The organism is Paenibacillus sp. J22FR83, from assembly GCF_059691955.1.
On the sequence record NZ_JCAUAM010000026.1, the window covers coordinates 15,501 to 32,138 of the forward strand.

A 16,638-nucleotide genomic window follows, 5' to 3' on the forward strand; every position below is an offset into this window, starting at 1 on the left:
AAACAATATAATAATTAAATTAAATAATATTTAAACTGTTTAAGTAAAATATAGACCCCTTAAGGTATGAAGTCAATAGGGTATTTCTGAAAATTTCAGAAAACCAAGGTGTGATATACTTGCATATCCTTTGTATCTTGCATATAATTACTGGTACATATACGTGGAAATGCTTTGACGGAGAAGAGTACGCAGTGCTTCTTGACAGGGAGGGAAAGCCGATGATTGAGAGCTGGCCCCGAGAATCAGGCTGTGGAAGTTCGCTCCCGAGCAGTCCTTTGAACAGAAGGCTTAACCAAGCTTCTCAGTAGAGGGAACCGGACACATCGTCCGTTATCTGGAATGAAGTGAGATTCGTTTATTTGTCAACCGGACTATGACGATTCTAATTAGGGTGGTACCACGGCTTTTCGTCCCTTGCGAGGGAGCGGGAAGTCTTTTTTGTGTTGTTATAAATGGCGATTCAGAGGCCTAATTCGGGAGGGATTTCAATGAAAGAGCGGTTAGAAGCTTTGAAGCAAGAAGCATTGCTGGAGCTAAGCGGTGTAGGAAGTCAGCAGGAGCTGAACGATTTAAGAGTGAAATATTTGGGTAAAAAAGGGCCTTTAACCGAAGTTCTTCGCGGCATGGGCGCACTTAGTGCAGAAGAAAGACCAGTCATTGGTCAAGTAGCAAATGATGTGCGTGCAGCGATTGAAGCTGTTATTGAAAAGAAACAAGCAGCGTACACGAAGCAAGAAACAGAGAACAGACTACGTGCTGAAATGATCGACGTTACGTTGCCAGGGCGTCCTTCAACGCAAGGCGCTGTACATCCTTTGAGCAAAGTTATTCAAGAAATTGAAGACATTTTCATTGGGATGGGCTACACCGTAGCAGAAGGACCGGAGGTTGAACAAGATTATTACAACTTCGAAGCGTTGAATTTGCCCAAGGATCACCCGGCTCGTGATATGCAGGATTCGTTCTACGTCACAGAAGAAATCTTGATGCGTACGCAAACATCCCCTGTTCAAGTAAGAACAATGGAGAAGCGCAAAGGTGAAGTTCCGATCAAGATCATTTGCCCAGGCAAAGTATACCGCCGCGATGACGACGATGCGACTCACTCTCATATGTTCCAGCAAATTGAAGGATTGGTTATTGACCGCAACGTGCGGATGAGTGATCTCAAAGGGACATTGCTTCAATTCGTACAAGAAATGTATGGACCAGCAACCAAAATTCGGATGCGTCCAAGTTTCTTCCCTTTCACAGAGCCGAGTGTTGAAGTCGATGTCAGCTGTGCGATGTGTGGCGGCGAAGGTTGCCGTACATGTAAGCAAACAGGCTGGTTGGAGATTCTTGGAGCAGGGATGGTACATCCGCGAGTTCTTGAAATGGGTGGCTATGATCCGAAGGAATATACGGGATTCGCTTTCGGTATGGGCGTTGAACGTATCGCTATGTTGAAATACGGCATCGAAGATATTCGCCATTTCTATACGAATGATTTGCGTTTCTTAAAGCAATTTTTACATGTATAAACAATAGGAAAAGGAGGGTAACAAGCATGAAAGTTTCTTATCAATGGTTATCGGAATATGTTGACGTAACAGGCTTCACAGCCGAAGAATTAGCTGAAAAGTTAACCCGCAGCGGTATCGAAGTGGATATCGTGGAGGATCGTAATAAAGGTGTATCTAACGTTGTTGTTGGGTTTGTAAAATCACGTGAAAAGCACCCTGATGCCGACAAACTAAGCGTTTGCGTGATCGATGCAGGGCAAGGGGAAGACTTGCAAATCGTGTGTGGTGCCAAAAATATTGATGCTGGACAAAAAGTTCCTGTCGCGATGATCGGTGCAGTCCTTCCGGGCGGACTGGAAATCAAACGTGCTAAGCTGCGCGGCGTGGAATCACAAGGCATGATTTGTTCCGCGAAAGAGCTAGGGCTTAACGACAAATTGCTGCCAAAAGAAATTCAAGAAGGCATTTTGGTATTGCCTGAAGATACGGAAATTGGCCAATCCATTCTTGATGTATTGGCGATCAGCGACAAAGTCATGGATCTTGACTTGACGCCGAATCGTTCCGATTGCTTAAGCATGCTCGGAGCGGCTTACGAAATCGCGGCGATCCTTGGCCGCGAAGTGAAGCTGCCTGATGCGGAAGCGGCACTTCGAGCGGCAGGCACTGCCGGCGTGAAGGCTGCGGACCGCATCAGCGTGAAGATCACAGCGACGGAACAGTGCACGCACTATGCCGCTCGCCTGATCGAAGGCGTGCGCGTGGGCACTTCCCCGCTGTGGATCCAGAACCGCTTGATGGCTGCGGGCATCCGCCCCATCAACAATATCGTCGACATCACGAATTTCGTGATGTTGGAGTACGGCCAGCCGCTTCACGCGTTCGACGCGGAGCAGCTGAATAACGGACACATCGACGTACGGCTCGCTGAAGCTGGCGAGAAGCTCGTTACACTTGACGATGTGGAACGTACGCTAGAGCCGCACATGCTTCTCGTGACGGACGGCACGAAGCCTGTGGCAATTGCTGGAGTTATGGGCGGAGCCAACTCCGAAGTGACGGAAGGAACTTCGCGGATCCTGCTTGAATCCGCGAAGTTCGCTGGCAGTTCTGTGCGCCGCACATCGCGCCAGTTAGGTCTTCGCTCGGAAGCGAGCCTTCGCTTCGAGAAAGAAGTGAACCCGGAATCGGTGATTCCGGCATTGAACCGTGCTGCTGCGCTGATTGCGCAATACGCAGGCGGGCAAGTCGCTGACGGCATCGTAGAAGCCGCTAGCGGAACGCACAAGTCGGTCAGCATTGAGCTTGGCGCTGACCGCGTGAACAACTATCTCGGCACAGCGCTTTCCTTGGCCGAGATGGGGCAAATCCTTTCGCGCTTGCATTTCACATTCGAGCAAGCTGGCGAAGGCAAGCTGCTCGTGCATGTGCCGAGCCGCCGCGGAGACATTACGCGTGATGTCGATTTGATCGAAGAAGTAGCACGTCTCTTCGGCTACGATAACATCCCGACGACCTTGATGACCGGCGTGACTACGCCAGGGTCGCTTTCCAAAGAGCAATCGATTCGACGGATTACACGGAACATCTTGACCCAAAGCGGATTGAATGAAGTGATTACGTATTCCTTCACTAACCCACGTTCACACGGTGCTACAGGTGCTGAAGTGAATGCACAAGTGCAAGTAGATGCTATTCCAGGTCTGTTCCCAACTGCGAAGCCAATTTCACTTGCGATGCCAATGAGCGAAGACCGCAGCCAGCTGCGTACTAGCTTAGTGCCGCATTTGCTTGATGTTGTTAGCTATAATCGCAATCGTACGATGGATGACGTCGCCATTTTTGAAATCGGCAAAGCTTTCATTACTGACGAATCAGCACTTACGGCTCTGCCGCAAGAAAAGCTGTTACTGTCCATCGTGCTGACTGGCAAACGTCGCCAAGCTCACTGGGCTCAGAAATCAGAGGCAGTTGATTTCTACGACATCAAAGGGATTTTCGATCGTTTAGTTGGATACCTTGGGATTAAAGGTCTGACATATACATCAGTAGCACCTGAAGGTTTCCACCCAGGTCGTACAGCTGAAATCGTACTTCCTTCCGCAGAAGGTCCTAAAGCCATTGGTCGCGTAGGTCAACTACATCCGACTGCGCAACAACAACGTGATCTGGATGACACCTATGTGCTTGAAGTTGAACTAGCACCTATCTTGGAAGCGGCTGGAGAAGAGATTGTTTACAAGCTGTTACCTCGTTATCCGTCTATCGGACGTGACATAGCGGTTGTGGTGAATACAAGTGTCCCAGTTGGACTTATGGAACAAGCGATTTCTGAAGTTGCAGGGGAATTGTTGGAGTCAATCCAAGTGTTTGACATCTATACAGGAGAGCGTCTTGGCACTAATCGTAAGAGCGTAGCAATCGCACTTGTATACCGTCATGGGGACAGAACTTTGCTGGATGAAGAAGTAACTGAACTCCACGCCAAAGTTGTGGCAACACTCGAACAACAATTTGAGGCAGAGTTAAGAAAATAGTGTAACTTTCCTTATAGGTTGCAGGAATATAGGCTGGTCTTATCGAAATTATTCTCGATAAGACCAGCCTTTCATCTTAAGGGAGGATTTCAAATTGACTATAGAAGATAAAACAAGAATTACTGTTGATATATATGGACACCAATATAAGCTCAAAGCAGATACAAGCACGAATCATATGAAGCGGGTCGCTGAATATGTGAATGACCAAATGTTCCGTATTGCCAAAGGGTACCCTCGTTTAGATTCACAAAGAATCGCTGTTTTAGCCGCAGTAAACATGGCGGATGAGTGCTTCCGAATGAATGAAATCTTGGAAGAGCTTAGCAAAGTCCAAAAAGAGCAGGAAGCGACGAAAATCGCCTACGAGAAGCTCACAACACGGTATCACGAGTTAAAGCAAGAAGATGACAAGAACCAAGCCACGCTTGCCGAGCTTAATGGGAAACTGGATCAAATACCAGAACTTGAAAAACAACATAAACAAGAAATACTTAAAATAAAACAAGAACAAGAACAATCGACTCAGCAAATGCTGCAAATGAAACAAAAGTATGAGCTCGGGAAACAACAGCTAGAGCAAGCAAGACAACAAATCGAACAAGCGAAGCAACAGCAGGTTCAAGCCAAACAACAGAGTGATCAAACGAAACAACAGTTAGACCAAGCCAAACAACAGCTAGACCAAACGAAACAGCAGAATGATCAAGCGAAACAACAACAAGAGCAAGTTCATAAACAGATAGAGCAAATCAAGCAACAGCTTGATCAGGAGAAACGCCAAAGCTTACAAGTTAAACAACAACTTGAGCAAGAAAAGCAGCTCCATCAACAAAGCAAGCAACAGCTTGAGCAAGCGCAGCTAAATAAATCGGAACAACTTAAGCAATTAGCGGAAGAGCATAAAGTTGAGTTGGCCGCCATCGCAGACGCACATCGCTTAGAAAATGAATCCCTGCAACAACAACTGCAGGAAGAGAAACAATCACTTATCCAGCTACATGAACAAGATAAAGAAAACGCAGAACTTCAGCACCAAGAAGCATTGGCATTACTCTCTAAACAAAGTGGATCGGATATCGACGTTATCCATAAGCAGTACCAAGCACAAATCAAATCCATAACCCTTCAACATCAGGAATTACAAGCTTCCATGACGCGCGAACATGAGTCTCAACTTGCGTCTTTGAGACAAGAGCATCAATCAGCAGTTGGGACGCTGACAGATGGTCATGAGGCAGCAATAGCGATTTTGGCAGAGGAACATCAATTTGCAATCGCGATCTTGCAGGAAGAAAAACAAGAAGCAATCGCGGCTTTGAAGGAAGAACAACGAGCAGCAATTGCAGTCTTGAAGGAAGAGCATCAGCAAGTAATCGCACTTATGACAGAAGATCATCAAGCAGAATTAGTAGCTATTTCTGATAGTCATCTCACTGAAATCGAAACCATTTCAGAAGAATACCAATCGGAGTTAACTGCAATTACGGATAAACTGCAAAGTGAACTAGCAAGCCAAGTGGATGAGCACCATTTCGAAATTGCATCGTTGACAGAAAATCATCAGAATGAGATTGCTGCTCTCACCAATCAACACCATATCGAACTAAGTGTAATTTCTGAGAACCATCAAAATGAGCTGCAAACCATCTCGGAACTGCACCAAAATGAGTTGAATGCACTTACTGAGAGCCATCACAACGACATGGTATTGCTCTCAAGGCAGCATCAGGATGAATTAACATCGAACAATACAAAAAATCATAATGAAATAGCAGCCATCGTGCGTGGTCACCATGCGGAAATTCATGTGCTTAAACAGAAGCATCAAGCTGAGTTGGAAGTAGCGGCTAGCGCTCATAAAGAAGACATCGACTCACTCACATCGTTATATCAGGAAGAAGAAGAAGCTAAAGCACGCCGATTTGAAGAGGCAAAAGGTGATCTACAAGGTCGCTATCATAAACAACAAGCATTGTTCCAACAGCAGCTTGAGGAGCAGAAGACTGCGATCATTCAACATTTCCAAGGTCAGATTGAAGAATTACTTACACAAATGCAGGAAGAACGTGAAACACGGGCACAAAAGTTTGAAGAAGAAAAAGAACTTATTTGGATGCAAGCTCAACAGGAAAAGGAAGAACTTCTACAGTTAAGTATGAACGACGAAGCGCAACAAGAAGAACTTCATGCGGTCAAAGAGGAATATCGTAAATTGCGTGAAGAATATGCTAAGCTTCAAATCGAATACAACGAATGGATTGAGCTTGTAGAAGCTGATAGTCCAGTTGGGTAGACTTAAGTGACAGTGAACCTTCTTGATTACGTCTTACTGTCGGTCATTGCTTTAGGACTGTTGATTGGCTACTTTAGAGGATTTATCTCTCAAATCGTTTCTATTTCGGGTATGATCCTAGCCTATCTAGTTGCCTTTTATTTTTACAAGGATCTAGCTCCGTTCCTCAAAAGTGCGATCTCGCTGCCAACCTATCAAAATTATGAAAAATACGAATTCATCGTAAAAGGACTCAATTTAGATACCTATATTCTAAATGCCATTGCCTTTACTCTCCTGTTTTTTGGTGTGAAACTTGCACTATTGATTATAGGCAGAGCTTTGAACCTCCTTGCCAAAACCCCAGGACTAAGTACCATTAACCGTTGGAGCGGCGCGTTGCTAGGTTTAGCGGAAGGGCTGCTCATCATTGTAATTGCTGTTAACGTGATGACTATCATCCCATCAGATGGCCCCCAGAAGCTTCTAGCAAGCTCATCTATCGCTCCTTATTTGATTAACGAGCTGCCGCAAGTTGCCGGAAAACTTCATGACCTGTGGAAACAAGGAATCTCCTTATAGAAACTACTGCCTTTTGAAAAAAAAGCGGTAGTTTCTATTTGTTTTGCAGGAGAAGAGAAGAAAGAGAAAAGTGCGAAGGGTAAAGGGGGAAAGAGGGAAGAAGAAGTAAGACAGCACGGGGATTAGCCGGGCAACTATGCCGCAAAAACCTTTTTCTGAGGTATCTACAAGTTAAGGGTTACTCTCATTTCTCTCAATATGTAACATCAGCTTTATCATCTCAATTAAGAGGACTGCAAGAATTGTAGTTACCTCAGAAAAGGAAAAACTCAGAAAGTAATTTGCCAAATAAACATTTTTTTCTTTACATGGAAACAAATGTTCTATATAATATAGATATAGGAACACAAGTTCTGTTAATGGGGTGGATCTGATGATGGAAATGCATCTAATAAATTTAATAGATCACGCATTTCAATCAGAGGAAGAGTGTGAGCAGTTCTTAATGACCAGTCGCTGGGCAAATGGGTTCTCTTGTCCAAGATGTGATCATCATTCTTTTTATAAAGTTAGGACACGCAGCTTACTGGAATGTAAGGAGTGTCGGACTCAAATATCTATTACTGCTGGTACGGTTATGCACAAATCGAAGTTACCTTTATTACTCTGGTTCAAAGCCATTCGATTGTTGATTCAAGATGAGTTGATTTATTCGATTCCAGCGTTTGCAAGTTTGCTTGGTGTGAATTATCGGACTGCTAAGTTGATGCTTGAAAAAATTCAATTAGCTTTACACAAGCAATACGCTCGTATGGGGAAGTATAAGATAGAGAAACTAAATGAGGAGCCTGAAGCAGGCAGCATGGAGCAACAAAAGAGCGAAGGGAAAAGTGTGCGAATTAAGAGGAATACGAGTGTTGTAGCGAGGTTTCTTTTTAAGAATTCTAGAAATGTAAAATACGCAGAACAAGATATGTTTAGAAAATGGATGCATGCGTGCTTATCCGTGTTCTTATATCCGCATTTTTTAAGGTATTTTCAAGTCAACTGACAATAAAGAAAAAACCTTAACACAGAGTCGTGAAAAGGTTTCATTGCTTGGGTTTTATTGTTTAAAAATTTATTATTCAACGATAAGTGTCGTTTTCATATTCGCGTGACCAGATCCGCACATGATGGAACATGTAATCGGGAATGATCCTGCTTTGTCTGGTGTGAAGGTAACGGATTTATTACCATTGTTGAGGTTAATGTTAAACTCTTTAATGGATGCTCCGTGAATACCTTGAGAATTGTCCAGTGTAATTGTAACGGACTCTCCTTTTTTGATGCGGTACTCGGTTTTGTCAAACTCAAAATTTGTAGCTTTTAATACAACTTGTTGACCACCGGATGCAGCTTTCGTAGTAGCGGCTGGTGAAGCTGCAGACGTTGCGCCTGGCGCTGTAGTAGTTTGTGTAGTTGCTGCTGGCGTTGCTGTTGTTTTGGAGTCTTTGTTTCCACATGCTGTGATGGCAATAATTACTGCTAGTCCCATCATAAGAATTGTAAGTTTTTTCATGGGTACCCCTCCGTATACATAATGATATCCTCATTATTGTACACGACCTATTACCAAATTACAGTGACAAACTAGTGAAACTACATAGAAAAGATCGGCCCGGCGATTGAGAACGCTGCAGGCCGATCTTTTTTTGGGCTTTGCTTTAGCTATCAGTTATGGAAACTGATAAGTTTAACGACGATCTTCTCTGCCTGTTAGCCCTTGTTCGAAAGGGGTTTTTACAGGAATGAATAGGTCGATGATCCCAATGACTAAAGCAGCTAAAATGGCACCTATCATGCTCGTAGATACATTGGTCACAATAAATTGAGCGGCCCAAATGACTAACGCGCTCACTATAAAACCTACGATACCTCTGCCAAAAGGAGTGATTTGTTTGCCGAAGACTCCTTCAATGATCCAAGCCGCGATTGCGATGACGAGTGCCAAGAAAAAGGCACTCCAAAATCCGCCGACTGAGAACCCTGGAACTAACCAGCTTACAAACATTAAAACCAAAGCTGAAACAATAAACCTTACCAGATGTCCAAGAAGATGCATGTCGTGAACCTCCTTCTTTCTGTCATGGAATGTCACCATTGACAAGAAGCGATTTTTTGAGCAGAATTCTTTGATTGTGATGTTTTGCAATACCTTTTGGCAAAGGATTAGATGCACAATTTAGTGTAACCAACTTTGTAATAATATTGCGGGGCAGTATCTTCCATATAATCATTGTCTCCGTAGCTAATCAGGATCTATTTGGTTTATAATATAGCTTAGAGAAAAGAGGTTGGAACATTGAATCCGAAAATAATAAAAACATTAGAATATCAGAAGATTTTACATAAAGTAGCTCATCATGCTTCGACTTCATTAGGTAAAGAAACAGCGGAGAAGCTGGAGCCTAAGGGGGATTTCGAACTTGTTAAGCTTCGCTTACAAGCTACTGATGAGGCGGTTAATGTAGAGCGCTTAAAAGGCAATGCACCTTTCGGTGGCATCCGAGATATTCGTGCGCCTCTGCATCGAGCTAGAATTGGTGGCATGCTGAATCCAACAGAGTTGCTGGAAATTTCAACTACGATGTTTGGATCGCGCAGATTAAAGCGTTTTGTTCTTGCGGTCCATGAGGAATATGCGATTCCCATGTTAAAGGAACAAGTGGAGTTGTTGACAGAAAATAAACAACTTGAAGATAAAATCAATAGCTGCATCGATGAAAATGCAGTGGTTGTTGATGGAGCAAGCCCTGAATTAGGGCGTGTTCGAAGTGAGCTTCGCACGGGTGAAGGAAGAGTGCGCGAACGACTGGAACAAATGATTCGTAATTCTTCTGTCCAGAAGATGCTGCAGGATGTGCTCATTACGATTCGGAATGACCGTTTCGTTATTCCTGTGAAATCGGAGTATCGTTCTAGCTTCGGTGGTATGATTCATGACCAGTCAGCATCAGGTGCAACGCTATATATCGAACCTGATGCTATTGTGCAATTAAATAATAAAATTCGAGAACTCAAATTTAAAGAAGAAGCTGAGATCGAGAAAATTTTGCGGGCATTGACAGAACTAGTTGCTGAACAAGTGGAAGTGCTTGTTTTGGATGTGGATCTCCTGGCAGAATTGGATTTTACGTTTGCCAAAGCTGGTTTAGCTAGAGAATTAAAGGCTACGATGCCAAGGTTGAATGACCGAGGCTTCATCAAGATTAAAAGGGGAAGACACCCGTTAATCGCGGCGGATGCCGTCGTGCCGCTTGATCTGGAGTTGGGCAATGACTACTCACAAATCATCGTCACAGGCCCGAATACCGGTGGTAAGACGGTGTCACTTAAAACCGTAGGTCTTCTGAGTCTCATGGCGATGTCCGGCCTATTTGTGCCCGCTGAAGAAGGCACGCAGCTTTGTGTATTTGATGCCATCTATGCGGATATCGGCGATGAACAAAGTATTGAGCAGAATTTAAGTACGTTCTCCAGTCATATGACGAATATTATTAGCATTTTACGTGATATGACACCGAAAAGCTTAGTATTGCTGGATGAGCTAGGCGCAGGTACGGACCCTGCGGAAGGTTCTGCACTGGCGATTTCGATTTTGGATTATATTCACCAAATTGGCTGCCGCATCATTGCAACAACGCATTATTCCGAATTGAAGGCATATGCTTATCAAAAACAAGGTACGATTAACGCGAGCATGGAGTTTGATATCCAGACGCTTAGCCCGACATATCGTTTGTTAGTTGGTGTCCCTGGTCGAAGTAATGCATTTGCTATCGCTGAGCGACTTGGTTTATCGCGTCGCATTATTGAACATGCACGCACGCAGGTCGGAGAGGAAGATCAGCGCGTTGAGTCGATGATTGCATCCCTCGAGGAGAATCGTCTGATCGCAGAATCTGAGCGCTATGCTGCGGAAGAGATGCGGAAAGAAGCTGAGGCCATGCGCAAATCGCTGGAGGCTCAGCAACTCAAGTTTGACGAGCAACGTGACAAGCTGCTTGAGAAAGCGGAACGCGATGCACGTGAAGCTGTAGTCAAAGCTCGCCGCGAAGCTGATGAAGTTATCGCGGATCTACGCCGCATGGCTTTGGAAGAAGCTGGCGGGGTCAAGGACCACAAGCTTGTTGAGGCGAAGCGACGTCTGGATCAAGCGACACCGGAACTACGCAACAAGCAAGTACGTGCTTTGAAGAAACGCCCTGAGCGAATTGAAGCGGGGGATGAAGTCCGGGTTATCTCATTAGGCCAAAAAGGACACGTTGTTGAGCTCGTGGGAACAACCGAAGCCAATGTTCAATTGGGTATTATGAAAATGAAAGTTCAGATATCCAACCTTGAGAAAACCGGCAATGCGCCACAGTCGAAGCAACCACAGAAAGTGGCTACGACGCTGAAGCGAACTCGCGATGATAATGTCAAAATGGAATTGGATATGCGCGGCATGAATATGGAAGAGGCTTTAATTGAGGCAGATCGGTTCTTAGATGAATCCTTCTTGAGTAATTTTGGCCAAGTGTATCTCATTCATGGTAAGGGCACTGGTGTGCTAAGAACGGGTATGCAAGAATATTTGCGTCGTCACAGACACGTGAAAAGTTATCGCATGGGCAATTACAATGAAGGCGGAGCTGGGGTTACGGTTGTCGAATTGAAATAACTGATAAATATTTAATCCTTTTTGAAACTCATTCTTCCGTAATGCGTATGAAATAGATATAAAAGAGTATGAAACCTTAGGAGGAATTTTAGATGGGAATTTTCAAAAGACTTCGTGATATGACTATGGCTTCAATCAATGATTTATTGGATAAGGCAGAAGATCCTGTCAAAATGTTAAATCAGTTTTTACGTGATATGGAAGAAGATATTTTGGAAGCAGAATCCGCAGTAGCGAAGCAAATTGCAATCGAGAAGAAGTTCAAGTTGCAAGTTGAAGAGTCTGAAGAGATGGTAACAAAACGTACAGAGCAGGCGATGAAAGCTCTTGAAGCAGGGAATGAAGATTTAGCTCGCCGCGCCTTGGAAGATAAGAAAGAGCATCAAGGTCGTTATGATGAACTGAAACGTCAATATGATTTGGCCAAAACAAATGCAGATCAACTTCGTGCACAATTGACTGAGATGAAAGACGAGTTCACGAAAATGAAAAACAAAAAGGATTTGTTGATTGCTCGCGCTGAAACAGCAAAAGCACAAAAACAAATCAACCAAGCTATGTCTGGGTTTGGTACAGATAATGCCGCTAAAGGTTTCGATCGTATGAGTGAAAAAGTACTGCAAATGGAAGCTGAAGCACAAGCGAGTGGAGAAATTCGCGCTAAAAACCGCAGCTTGGACGATGAACTAGACAGTTTAGGTGCAAGCAGCAGCGGAATCGATGATGAATTGGCAGCAATGAGAGCAAAGCTTGCTGAAAAAAAACAATCCTAATGTTATACTAGTTGTACCTGCGAGAGACTGAGTCATACTCAGTCTCTACTACCATATATAGGGAATAGGGGATTTCGTTTAGAGTCTCTCTACTTGTGTAAAGGAAGGCAGGAGATGATATGAACGAAGAGGTGGATGTCTTGTTAAGTAATCCGTATTTAGCAACGCTTGCTTTTTTTGCTGTAGCAGTGGTCGCGCTTGTTGTTTTCCTTACCATCTTCGAAATGGTTACAAAGTATGATGATTGGGCTGAAATTAAAAAAGGGAATCTATCGGTCGCTATGGCAACTGGTGGGAAAATTTTTGGGATTTGCAACTTATTCCGTTTCGCCATCTTAAACAATGACACCATGATGCATTCACTTATTTGGGCCGGCTTTGGCTTTGTACTGTTATTGGTTGCCTACTTTATTTTTGAGTTCCTAACGCCTTATTTCAAAATTGATGAGGAAATCAAGAATGATAATCGTGCAGTAGGTTTCTTATCCTTAACGTTGTCTGTCTCCTTATCCTATGTGGTTGGAGCATGTGTAACTTAGTATCATAAAATATAGTATTTATTGTTTTACATAATAAATCGGCTATATTTCTTGATAAACGCACCGTCCTTGAAGTACGGTTAGTCGTTTATTTTGCATAATCTTGGAGGCTTGAACAATGAAATACCTGTGGGGAACCTTGTTTGCTATTGCGCTTGTGTTTGTAGCGGCAGGGGTTTATTATGTATGGAAATATGCATAGATGCAATTAGCTGGAGGATTTCGCAATGAGCAGTAATGAAGAAGTCGTATGTCCGTGGTGCCAAACCGAAATTGTTTGGGATCCCGAAATTGGGCCTGAGGATGAGTGCCCACATTGTTTCAATGAATTGAATGATTACCGCAGCATTGATCTGAAGGTTAAGCAGACAGGACAGAAGCTTCGTTTCAATGAGCAGGAATATGCGGAATCCGATGAGGACTTATCATTGGCTTGGGATGATTCTGATGAGCCACTCGATAAATATGGCGAGAAGGTCCAACAATTAACAGATGAGCAGGAAGAAGCACCTGAGTGCTCAAGCTGTCATGAATTCTTGCTGCTTGCTGGAACTGAAGTGACAAGTGGAGCTTCCTTCACACCTACGATTCCCAAAACGTTGGGGAGCGCGTTCTTAACAGGCCCGTTCACGACGGATGTTTACGTGTGTCCATCCTGTTTCCGCGTTGAGAAAGTGCTCTCAGATACAGATCGCTTACTGATGGTTGAACGAATCAAATCAGAATAAGATCCTTGGAAGTAGAACCGAGTCTTCGTGGACTCGGTTTTTTTGCGTACATGTGCCTCATATTTTCACTCCAAAGGGGAAGGTTAACAAAAGCCTATACTCGGTTTAAGTTAGGAGGAGGAGTATGCAAACGAATCAAACAAAACAAACGAAACTTACAAATGTGAGTAGCAAAGGGAAGTTGGATGCCCAAGCCATCCTATTGCTAGTGGTGCATGCGCTATTCGGCGGGGCGAATGCTCTGTCTGGTACGTTTGTCGGCGTTTACTTGTGGAAAGCCAAAAACGATTTTACATTAATCGGCTGGTTCACCTTAACGACTCATTTGACAATGGCTATTACCTTCTGGTTGGCTGGCAAGTGGGTGAAAGAGCACAATAAGATGAATTGCTTGCGTATTGGTGTATCGATATCTGCCTGTTTCTACATGTTGGTTCTATGGATGGGAACAAGCAGCGTTCATAATTTTGTTTGGTTGGGTATGGTCCAAGGGATTTCTGTAGGTCTGTTCTGGATAGCGTTCAACGTCGTTTACTTTGAGGTGACAGATCCGGATAATCGAGATCGTTTTAACGGTTGGGTTGGCCTATTAGGCGCAGGTGCTGGCATCATTGCTCCTTGGATTTCTGGTCTGCTCATCGTTACATTGGGGGATGGAGCAGGATACCGCCTTATTTTCTCCATCTCGCTAGGGATATTTCTATTGGGCGTTGTTATTAGTTTTTTTCTGAAGAAGAGGAAATTGAGTGGCACCTACGAATGGCTGTTGCCTCTACGAATTCTTAGGCAACCTCAAACGCCATGGAAGAGAGTGAGTCTAGCTTTACTTTTTCAGGGCGTGCGTGAGGGTGTGTTTGGCTTCATGATTGGGTTGCTTGTGTACATATCGACGTCAAGTGAAGCAAGTTTAGGTAATTTCGCTCTAATTACTTCATCCGTAGCGTTAGTTAGCTTCTGGGCAACAGGGCGCTTCATTCGTCCTTCTTTTCGTAAAAGGAGTATGTTTATTGGATCAGTGATGGTTGTTCTTGTGATATTGCCATTTTTCTGGAAAATGTCGTTCGGCACCTTGCTGATATTCGGAATTGGTTCTGCACTCTTTTTCCCAATGTACTCGATTCCAATGGTGTCCGCAGTGTTTGATTTGATTGGATCCGATGATGAAAGTGCCAAACAACGGGAAGAGTACATTGTTCTGCGTGAGTTATCGTTGAATGTAGGGCGTGTGTGCGGCGTACTTCTATTCATATGTGTCATTTCATGGAGTAAAGAGCCGTTAGTCATCAATGTGTTATTACTCGTCATCGGAAGCTCAACTTTCTTCTCATGGGTATTCATCAGAAACCAGTTGCCTGCAGCCAAGTCTTGACAAAGGTTAGGTTTCCGCATGAAAATGTGAATACATGAGTATGAGATGAGGAGGGGGCACAATGCCGCCAAAAATGGTGAATAGCATCACAGAACTGATTGGAGATACCCCCGCGGTGCGGGTAAATCGCTTGTTGGAGCCGGAAGCAGCGGAGCTGTATGTGAAATTGGAGTATTTCAATCCGAGCGGAAGCGTGAAGGACCGAGCTGCTTGGAATCTTATCGATCAGGCGGAGAAGTCAGGGCAACTTAAGCCAGGAGCCACGATTATTGAACCGACTAGCGGAAATACGGGAATAGGACTTGCGATGAACGCAGCGGCCAAGGGATATAAGGCCATTTTGATTATGCCAGATAACATGAGCAAGGAACGCATTAATATCCTGAAAGCCTACGGCGCCGAAGTCGTTCTAACTCCAGCCGCGCTGCGGATGCCTGGTGCCATTGCGAAGGCTGTGGAGCTAAGGGATCAAATACCTGGCAGCTTTATCCCGCAGCAGTTTGAGAACCCGGCGAATCCAAGTATTCACCGAGTGACGACAGCTCCTGAAATTTTACAACAGATGGAGGGGCGGTTAGATGCATTCGTTGCAACCTCGGGTACAGGAGGTACGATTACGGGAACGGGGGAGGTACTCCGTGAACATTTGCCAAATATCCAAATTTATGTGGTAGAGCCGAAAGGGTCACCTGTCCTCTCTGGTGGAAGCCCTGGTCCGCACAAGCTAGTAGGGACAAGTCCTGGCTTCGTACCAGCCATTCTGAACACAAGTGTCTACGATGAGATTGTGCAAGTGGCGGATGAGGATGCCATCCAAACGATGAAGGATTTGGCAAGCAAGGAAGGTATTCTTGTCGGTCCTTCGGCTGGGGCCTCCGTATGGACGGGCATGCAGGTGGCAAGAAAGCTCGGAGCAGGGAAACGAGTACTATGTATTGCGCCAGATACAGGTGAGCGATATTTAAGTATGGATTTGTTTTAAACCTTGTATGAGGTGAATTTAGACGTATGAGCTGCTTGGATGGTTATCCAGTGGCTTTTTATTATGCCGTCAAAGTGGAATTTTCGAATATAGTTAAATATTCTGCCATTCTTTCACGATCAACAATTGAATTAGGACAGCAATTCATTGTAAGATGAATGGATGAATGAAACATATCTCAGAAAGGTAGGTTTAACCATGGATACTTTGAAGCTTAAAATTCTCGATTTACTAAAGGAAGACGCCCGCAGGAGCGCGGATCTGATCGCCACCATGTTAGGAACGGCGGAGGCCGAAGTTGCGCGAGCGATAAGCGAGATGGAAGCGGATAAGGTCATCGTCAAATATGCGACAGTCGTAAACTGGAGTAAAGTAGCTGACGAAAAGGTTACCGCCCTGATTGAAGTTCAAATTACACCGGAACGCGGACGCGGGTTTGATGCGATTGCGGAACGGATCTACTTATATCCGGAAGTCAAATCGGTTTATCTCATGTCAGGCGCGTATGATTTGCTCGTGGAGATTGAAGGGAACTCACTTAAACAGGTGGCTTCATTTGTTTCCAACAAGTTATCGCCCATCGACCGTGTGCTTTCTACGAAAACGAATTTTATTTTGAAAAAATATAAACAAGACGGCATTATTTTCGAAGATCAGGAAGATGATCACCGTATGCTTGTTTCACCATAAGGAGAGGTAG

General features: G+C 44.3%; 14 protein-coding genes and 1 other annotated feature. Of the genes, 12 read left to right on the plus strand and 2 right to left on the minus strand.

Going from position 1 to position 16,638, the window contains the following annotated elements:
* The first annotated feature begins 165 nt into the window (after window positions 1-165).
* Window positions 166-421 (plus strand) — a binding site (T-box leader).
* A gap of 70 nt (window positions 422-491) precedes the next feature.
* The 5 genes from pheS to AC58PV_RS31710 all read left to right on the plus strand — a co-directional run bounded on the left by pheS (window position 492) and on the right by AC58PV_RS31710 (window position 7,893).
* The gene (gene pheS / locus AC58PV_RS31690) at window positions 492-1,526 is read left to right on the plus strand and encodes a phenylalanine--tRNA ligase subunit alpha (protein WP_497436940.1); all 1,035 of its coding nucleotides are present in this window, start codon (window positions 492-494) and stop codon (window positions 1,524-1,526) included.
* 26 nt (window positions 1,527-1,552) lie between these two features.
* A complete protein-coding gene (pheT, locus tag AC58PV_RS31695) occupies window positions 1,553-4,045 on the plus strand; it encodes a phenylalanine--tRNA ligase subunit beta (protein WP_497436941.1) in 2,493 nt (830 codons plus the stop codon).
* 94 nt (window positions 4,046-4,139) lie between these two features.
* Window positions 4,140-6,341, plus strand: coding sequence for a hypothetical protein (locus AC58PV_RS31700; protein ID WP_497436942.1), 2,202 nt, complete (start codon window positions 4,140-4,142; stop codon window positions 6,339-6,341).
* A 6-nt stretch (window positions 6,342-6,347) separates the two neighbouring features.
* Complete coding sequence (locus tag AC58PV_RS31705; RefSeq protein ID WP_497436944.1) at window positions 6,348-6,902, plus strand: CvpA family protein; 555 nt, start codon at window positions 6,348-6,350, stop codon at window positions 6,900-6,902.
* A gap of 373 nt (window positions 6,903-7,275) precedes the next feature.
* Window positions 7,276-7,893, plus strand: a complete 618-nt coding sequence (locus AC58PV_RS31710; RefSeq protein WP_497436945.1) for a transposase family protein — start codon at window positions 7,276-7,278, stop codon at window positions 7,891-7,893.
* Window positions 7,894-7,965: 72 nt separating this feature from the next.
* Here the strand turns inward: AC58PV_RS31710 and AC58PV_RS31715 are convergent, their stop codons facing one another.
* Entirely contained in the window at window positions 7,966-8,403 is a 438-nt protein-coding gene (locus AC58PV_RS31715) for a cupredoxin domain-containing protein (RefSeq protein ID WP_497436946.1), read from the minus strand.
* Window positions 8,404-8,577: 174 nt separating this feature from the next.
* Complete coding sequence (locus tag AC58PV_RS31720) at window positions 8,578-8,946, minus strand: phage holin family protein (protein WP_497436948.1); 369 nt, start codon at window positions 8,944-8,946, stop codon at window positions 8,578-8,580.
* Window positions 8,947-9,186: 240 nt separating this feature from the next.
* Here AC58PV_RS31720 and AC58PV_RS31725 point away from each other — a divergent pair, with 240 nt between their 5' ends.
* From AC58PV_RS31725 to AC58PV_RS31755, 7 genes are all read left to right on the plus strand, one after another.
* Window positions 9,187-11,547: an endonuclease MutS2 gene (locus AC58PV_RS31725; protein WP_497436949.1), complete on the plus strand. Its 2,361-nt coding sequence runs from the start codon at window positions 9,187-9,189 to the stop codon at window positions 11,545-11,547.
* 92 nt (window positions 11,548-11,639) lie between these two features.
* Entirely contained in the window at window positions 11,640-12,320 is a 681-nt protein-coding gene (locus AC58PV_RS31730; protein ID WP_068666160.1) for a PspA/IM30 family protein, read from the plus strand.
* 119 nt (window positions 12,321-12,439) lie between these two features.
* The gene (locus tag AC58PV_RS31735; protein WP_068666158.1) at window positions 12,440-12,859 is read left to right on the plus strand and encodes a DUF350 domain-containing protein; all 420 of its coding nucleotides are present in this window, start codon (window positions 12,440-12,442) and stop codon (window positions 12,857-12,859) included.
* A gap of 227 nt (window positions 12,860-13,086) precedes the next feature.
* On the plus strand, window positions 13,087-13,587 hold the full coding sequence (locus AC58PV_RS31740) for a hypothetical protein (protein WP_056609397.1): 501 nt from the start codon (window positions 13,087-13,089) through the stop codon (window positions 13,585-13,587).
* Between the two features lie 124 nt (window positions 13,588-13,711).
* Window positions 13,712-14,956: an MFS transporter gene (locus tag AC58PV_RS31745; protein WP_497436952.1), complete on the plus strand. Its 1,245-nt coding sequence runs from the start codon at window positions 13,712-13,714 to the stop codon at window positions 14,954-14,956.
* Window positions 14,957-15,017: 61 nt separating this feature from the next.
* Window positions 15,018-15,938, plus strand: a complete 921-nt coding sequence (gene cysK, locus AC58PV_RS31750) for a cysteine synthase A (protein ID WP_497436953.1) — start codon at window positions 15,018-15,020, stop codon at window positions 15,936-15,938.
* A gap of 198 nt (window positions 15,939-16,136) precedes the next feature.
* Entirely contained in the window at window positions 16,137-16,628 is a 492-nt protein-coding gene (locus AC58PV_RS31755) for an Lrp/AsnC family transcriptional regulator (protein ID WP_068666149.1), read from the plus strand.
* The last annotated feature ends 10 nt before the right edge of the window (window positions 16,629-16,638 follow it).

What these genes read in the sequence shown, in the direction of transcription:
- AC58PV_RS31755 (WP_068666149.1), top strand. Translation starts at nt 16,137, where the DNA reads ATGGATACTTTGAAGCTTAAAATTCTCGATTTACTAAAGGAAGACGCC.
- AC58PV_RS31745 (WP_497436952.1), top strand. Translation starts at nt 13,712, where the DNA reads ATGCAAACGAATCAAACAAAACAAACGAAACTTACAAATGTGAGTAGC.
- cysK (WP_497436953.1), top strand. Translation starts at nt 15,018, where the DNA reads ATGCCGCCAAAAATGGTGAATAGCATCACAGAACTGATTGGAGATACC.
- AC58PV_RS31730 (WP_068666160.1), top strand. Translation starts at nt 11,640, where the DNA reads ATGGGAATTTTCAAAAGACTTCGTGATATGACTATGGCTTCAATCAAT.
- pheS (WP_497436940.1), top strand. Translation starts at nt 492, where the DNA reads ATGAAAGAGCGGTTAGAAGCTTTGAAGCAAGAAGCATTGCTGGAGCTA.
- AC58PV_RS31740 (WP_056609397.1), top strand. Translation starts at nt 13,087, where the DNA reads ATGAGCAGTAATGAAGAAGTCGTATGTCCGTGGTGCCAAACCGAAATT.
- AC58PV_RS31735 (WP_068666158.1), top strand. Translation starts at nt 12,440, where the DNA reads ATGAACGAAGAGGTGGATGTCTTGTTAAGTAATCCGTATTTAGCAACG.
- AC58PV_RS31720 (WP_497436948.1), bottom strand. Translation starts at nt 8,946, where the DNA reads ATGCATCTTCTTGGACATCTGGTAAGGTTTATTGTTTCAGCTTTGGTT.
- pheT (WP_497436941.1), top strand. Translation starts at nt 1,553, where the DNA reads ATGAAAGTTTCTTATCAATGGTTATCGGAATATGTTGACGTAACAGGC.
- AC58PV_RS31715 (WP_497436946.1), bottom strand. Translation starts at nt 8,403, where the DNA reads ATGAAAAAACTTACAATTCTTATGATGGGACTAGCAGTAATTATTGCC.
- AC58PV_RS31710 (WP_497436945.1), top strand. Translation starts at nt 7,276, where the DNA reads ATGATGGAAATGCATCTAATAAATTTAATAGATCACGCATTTCAATCA.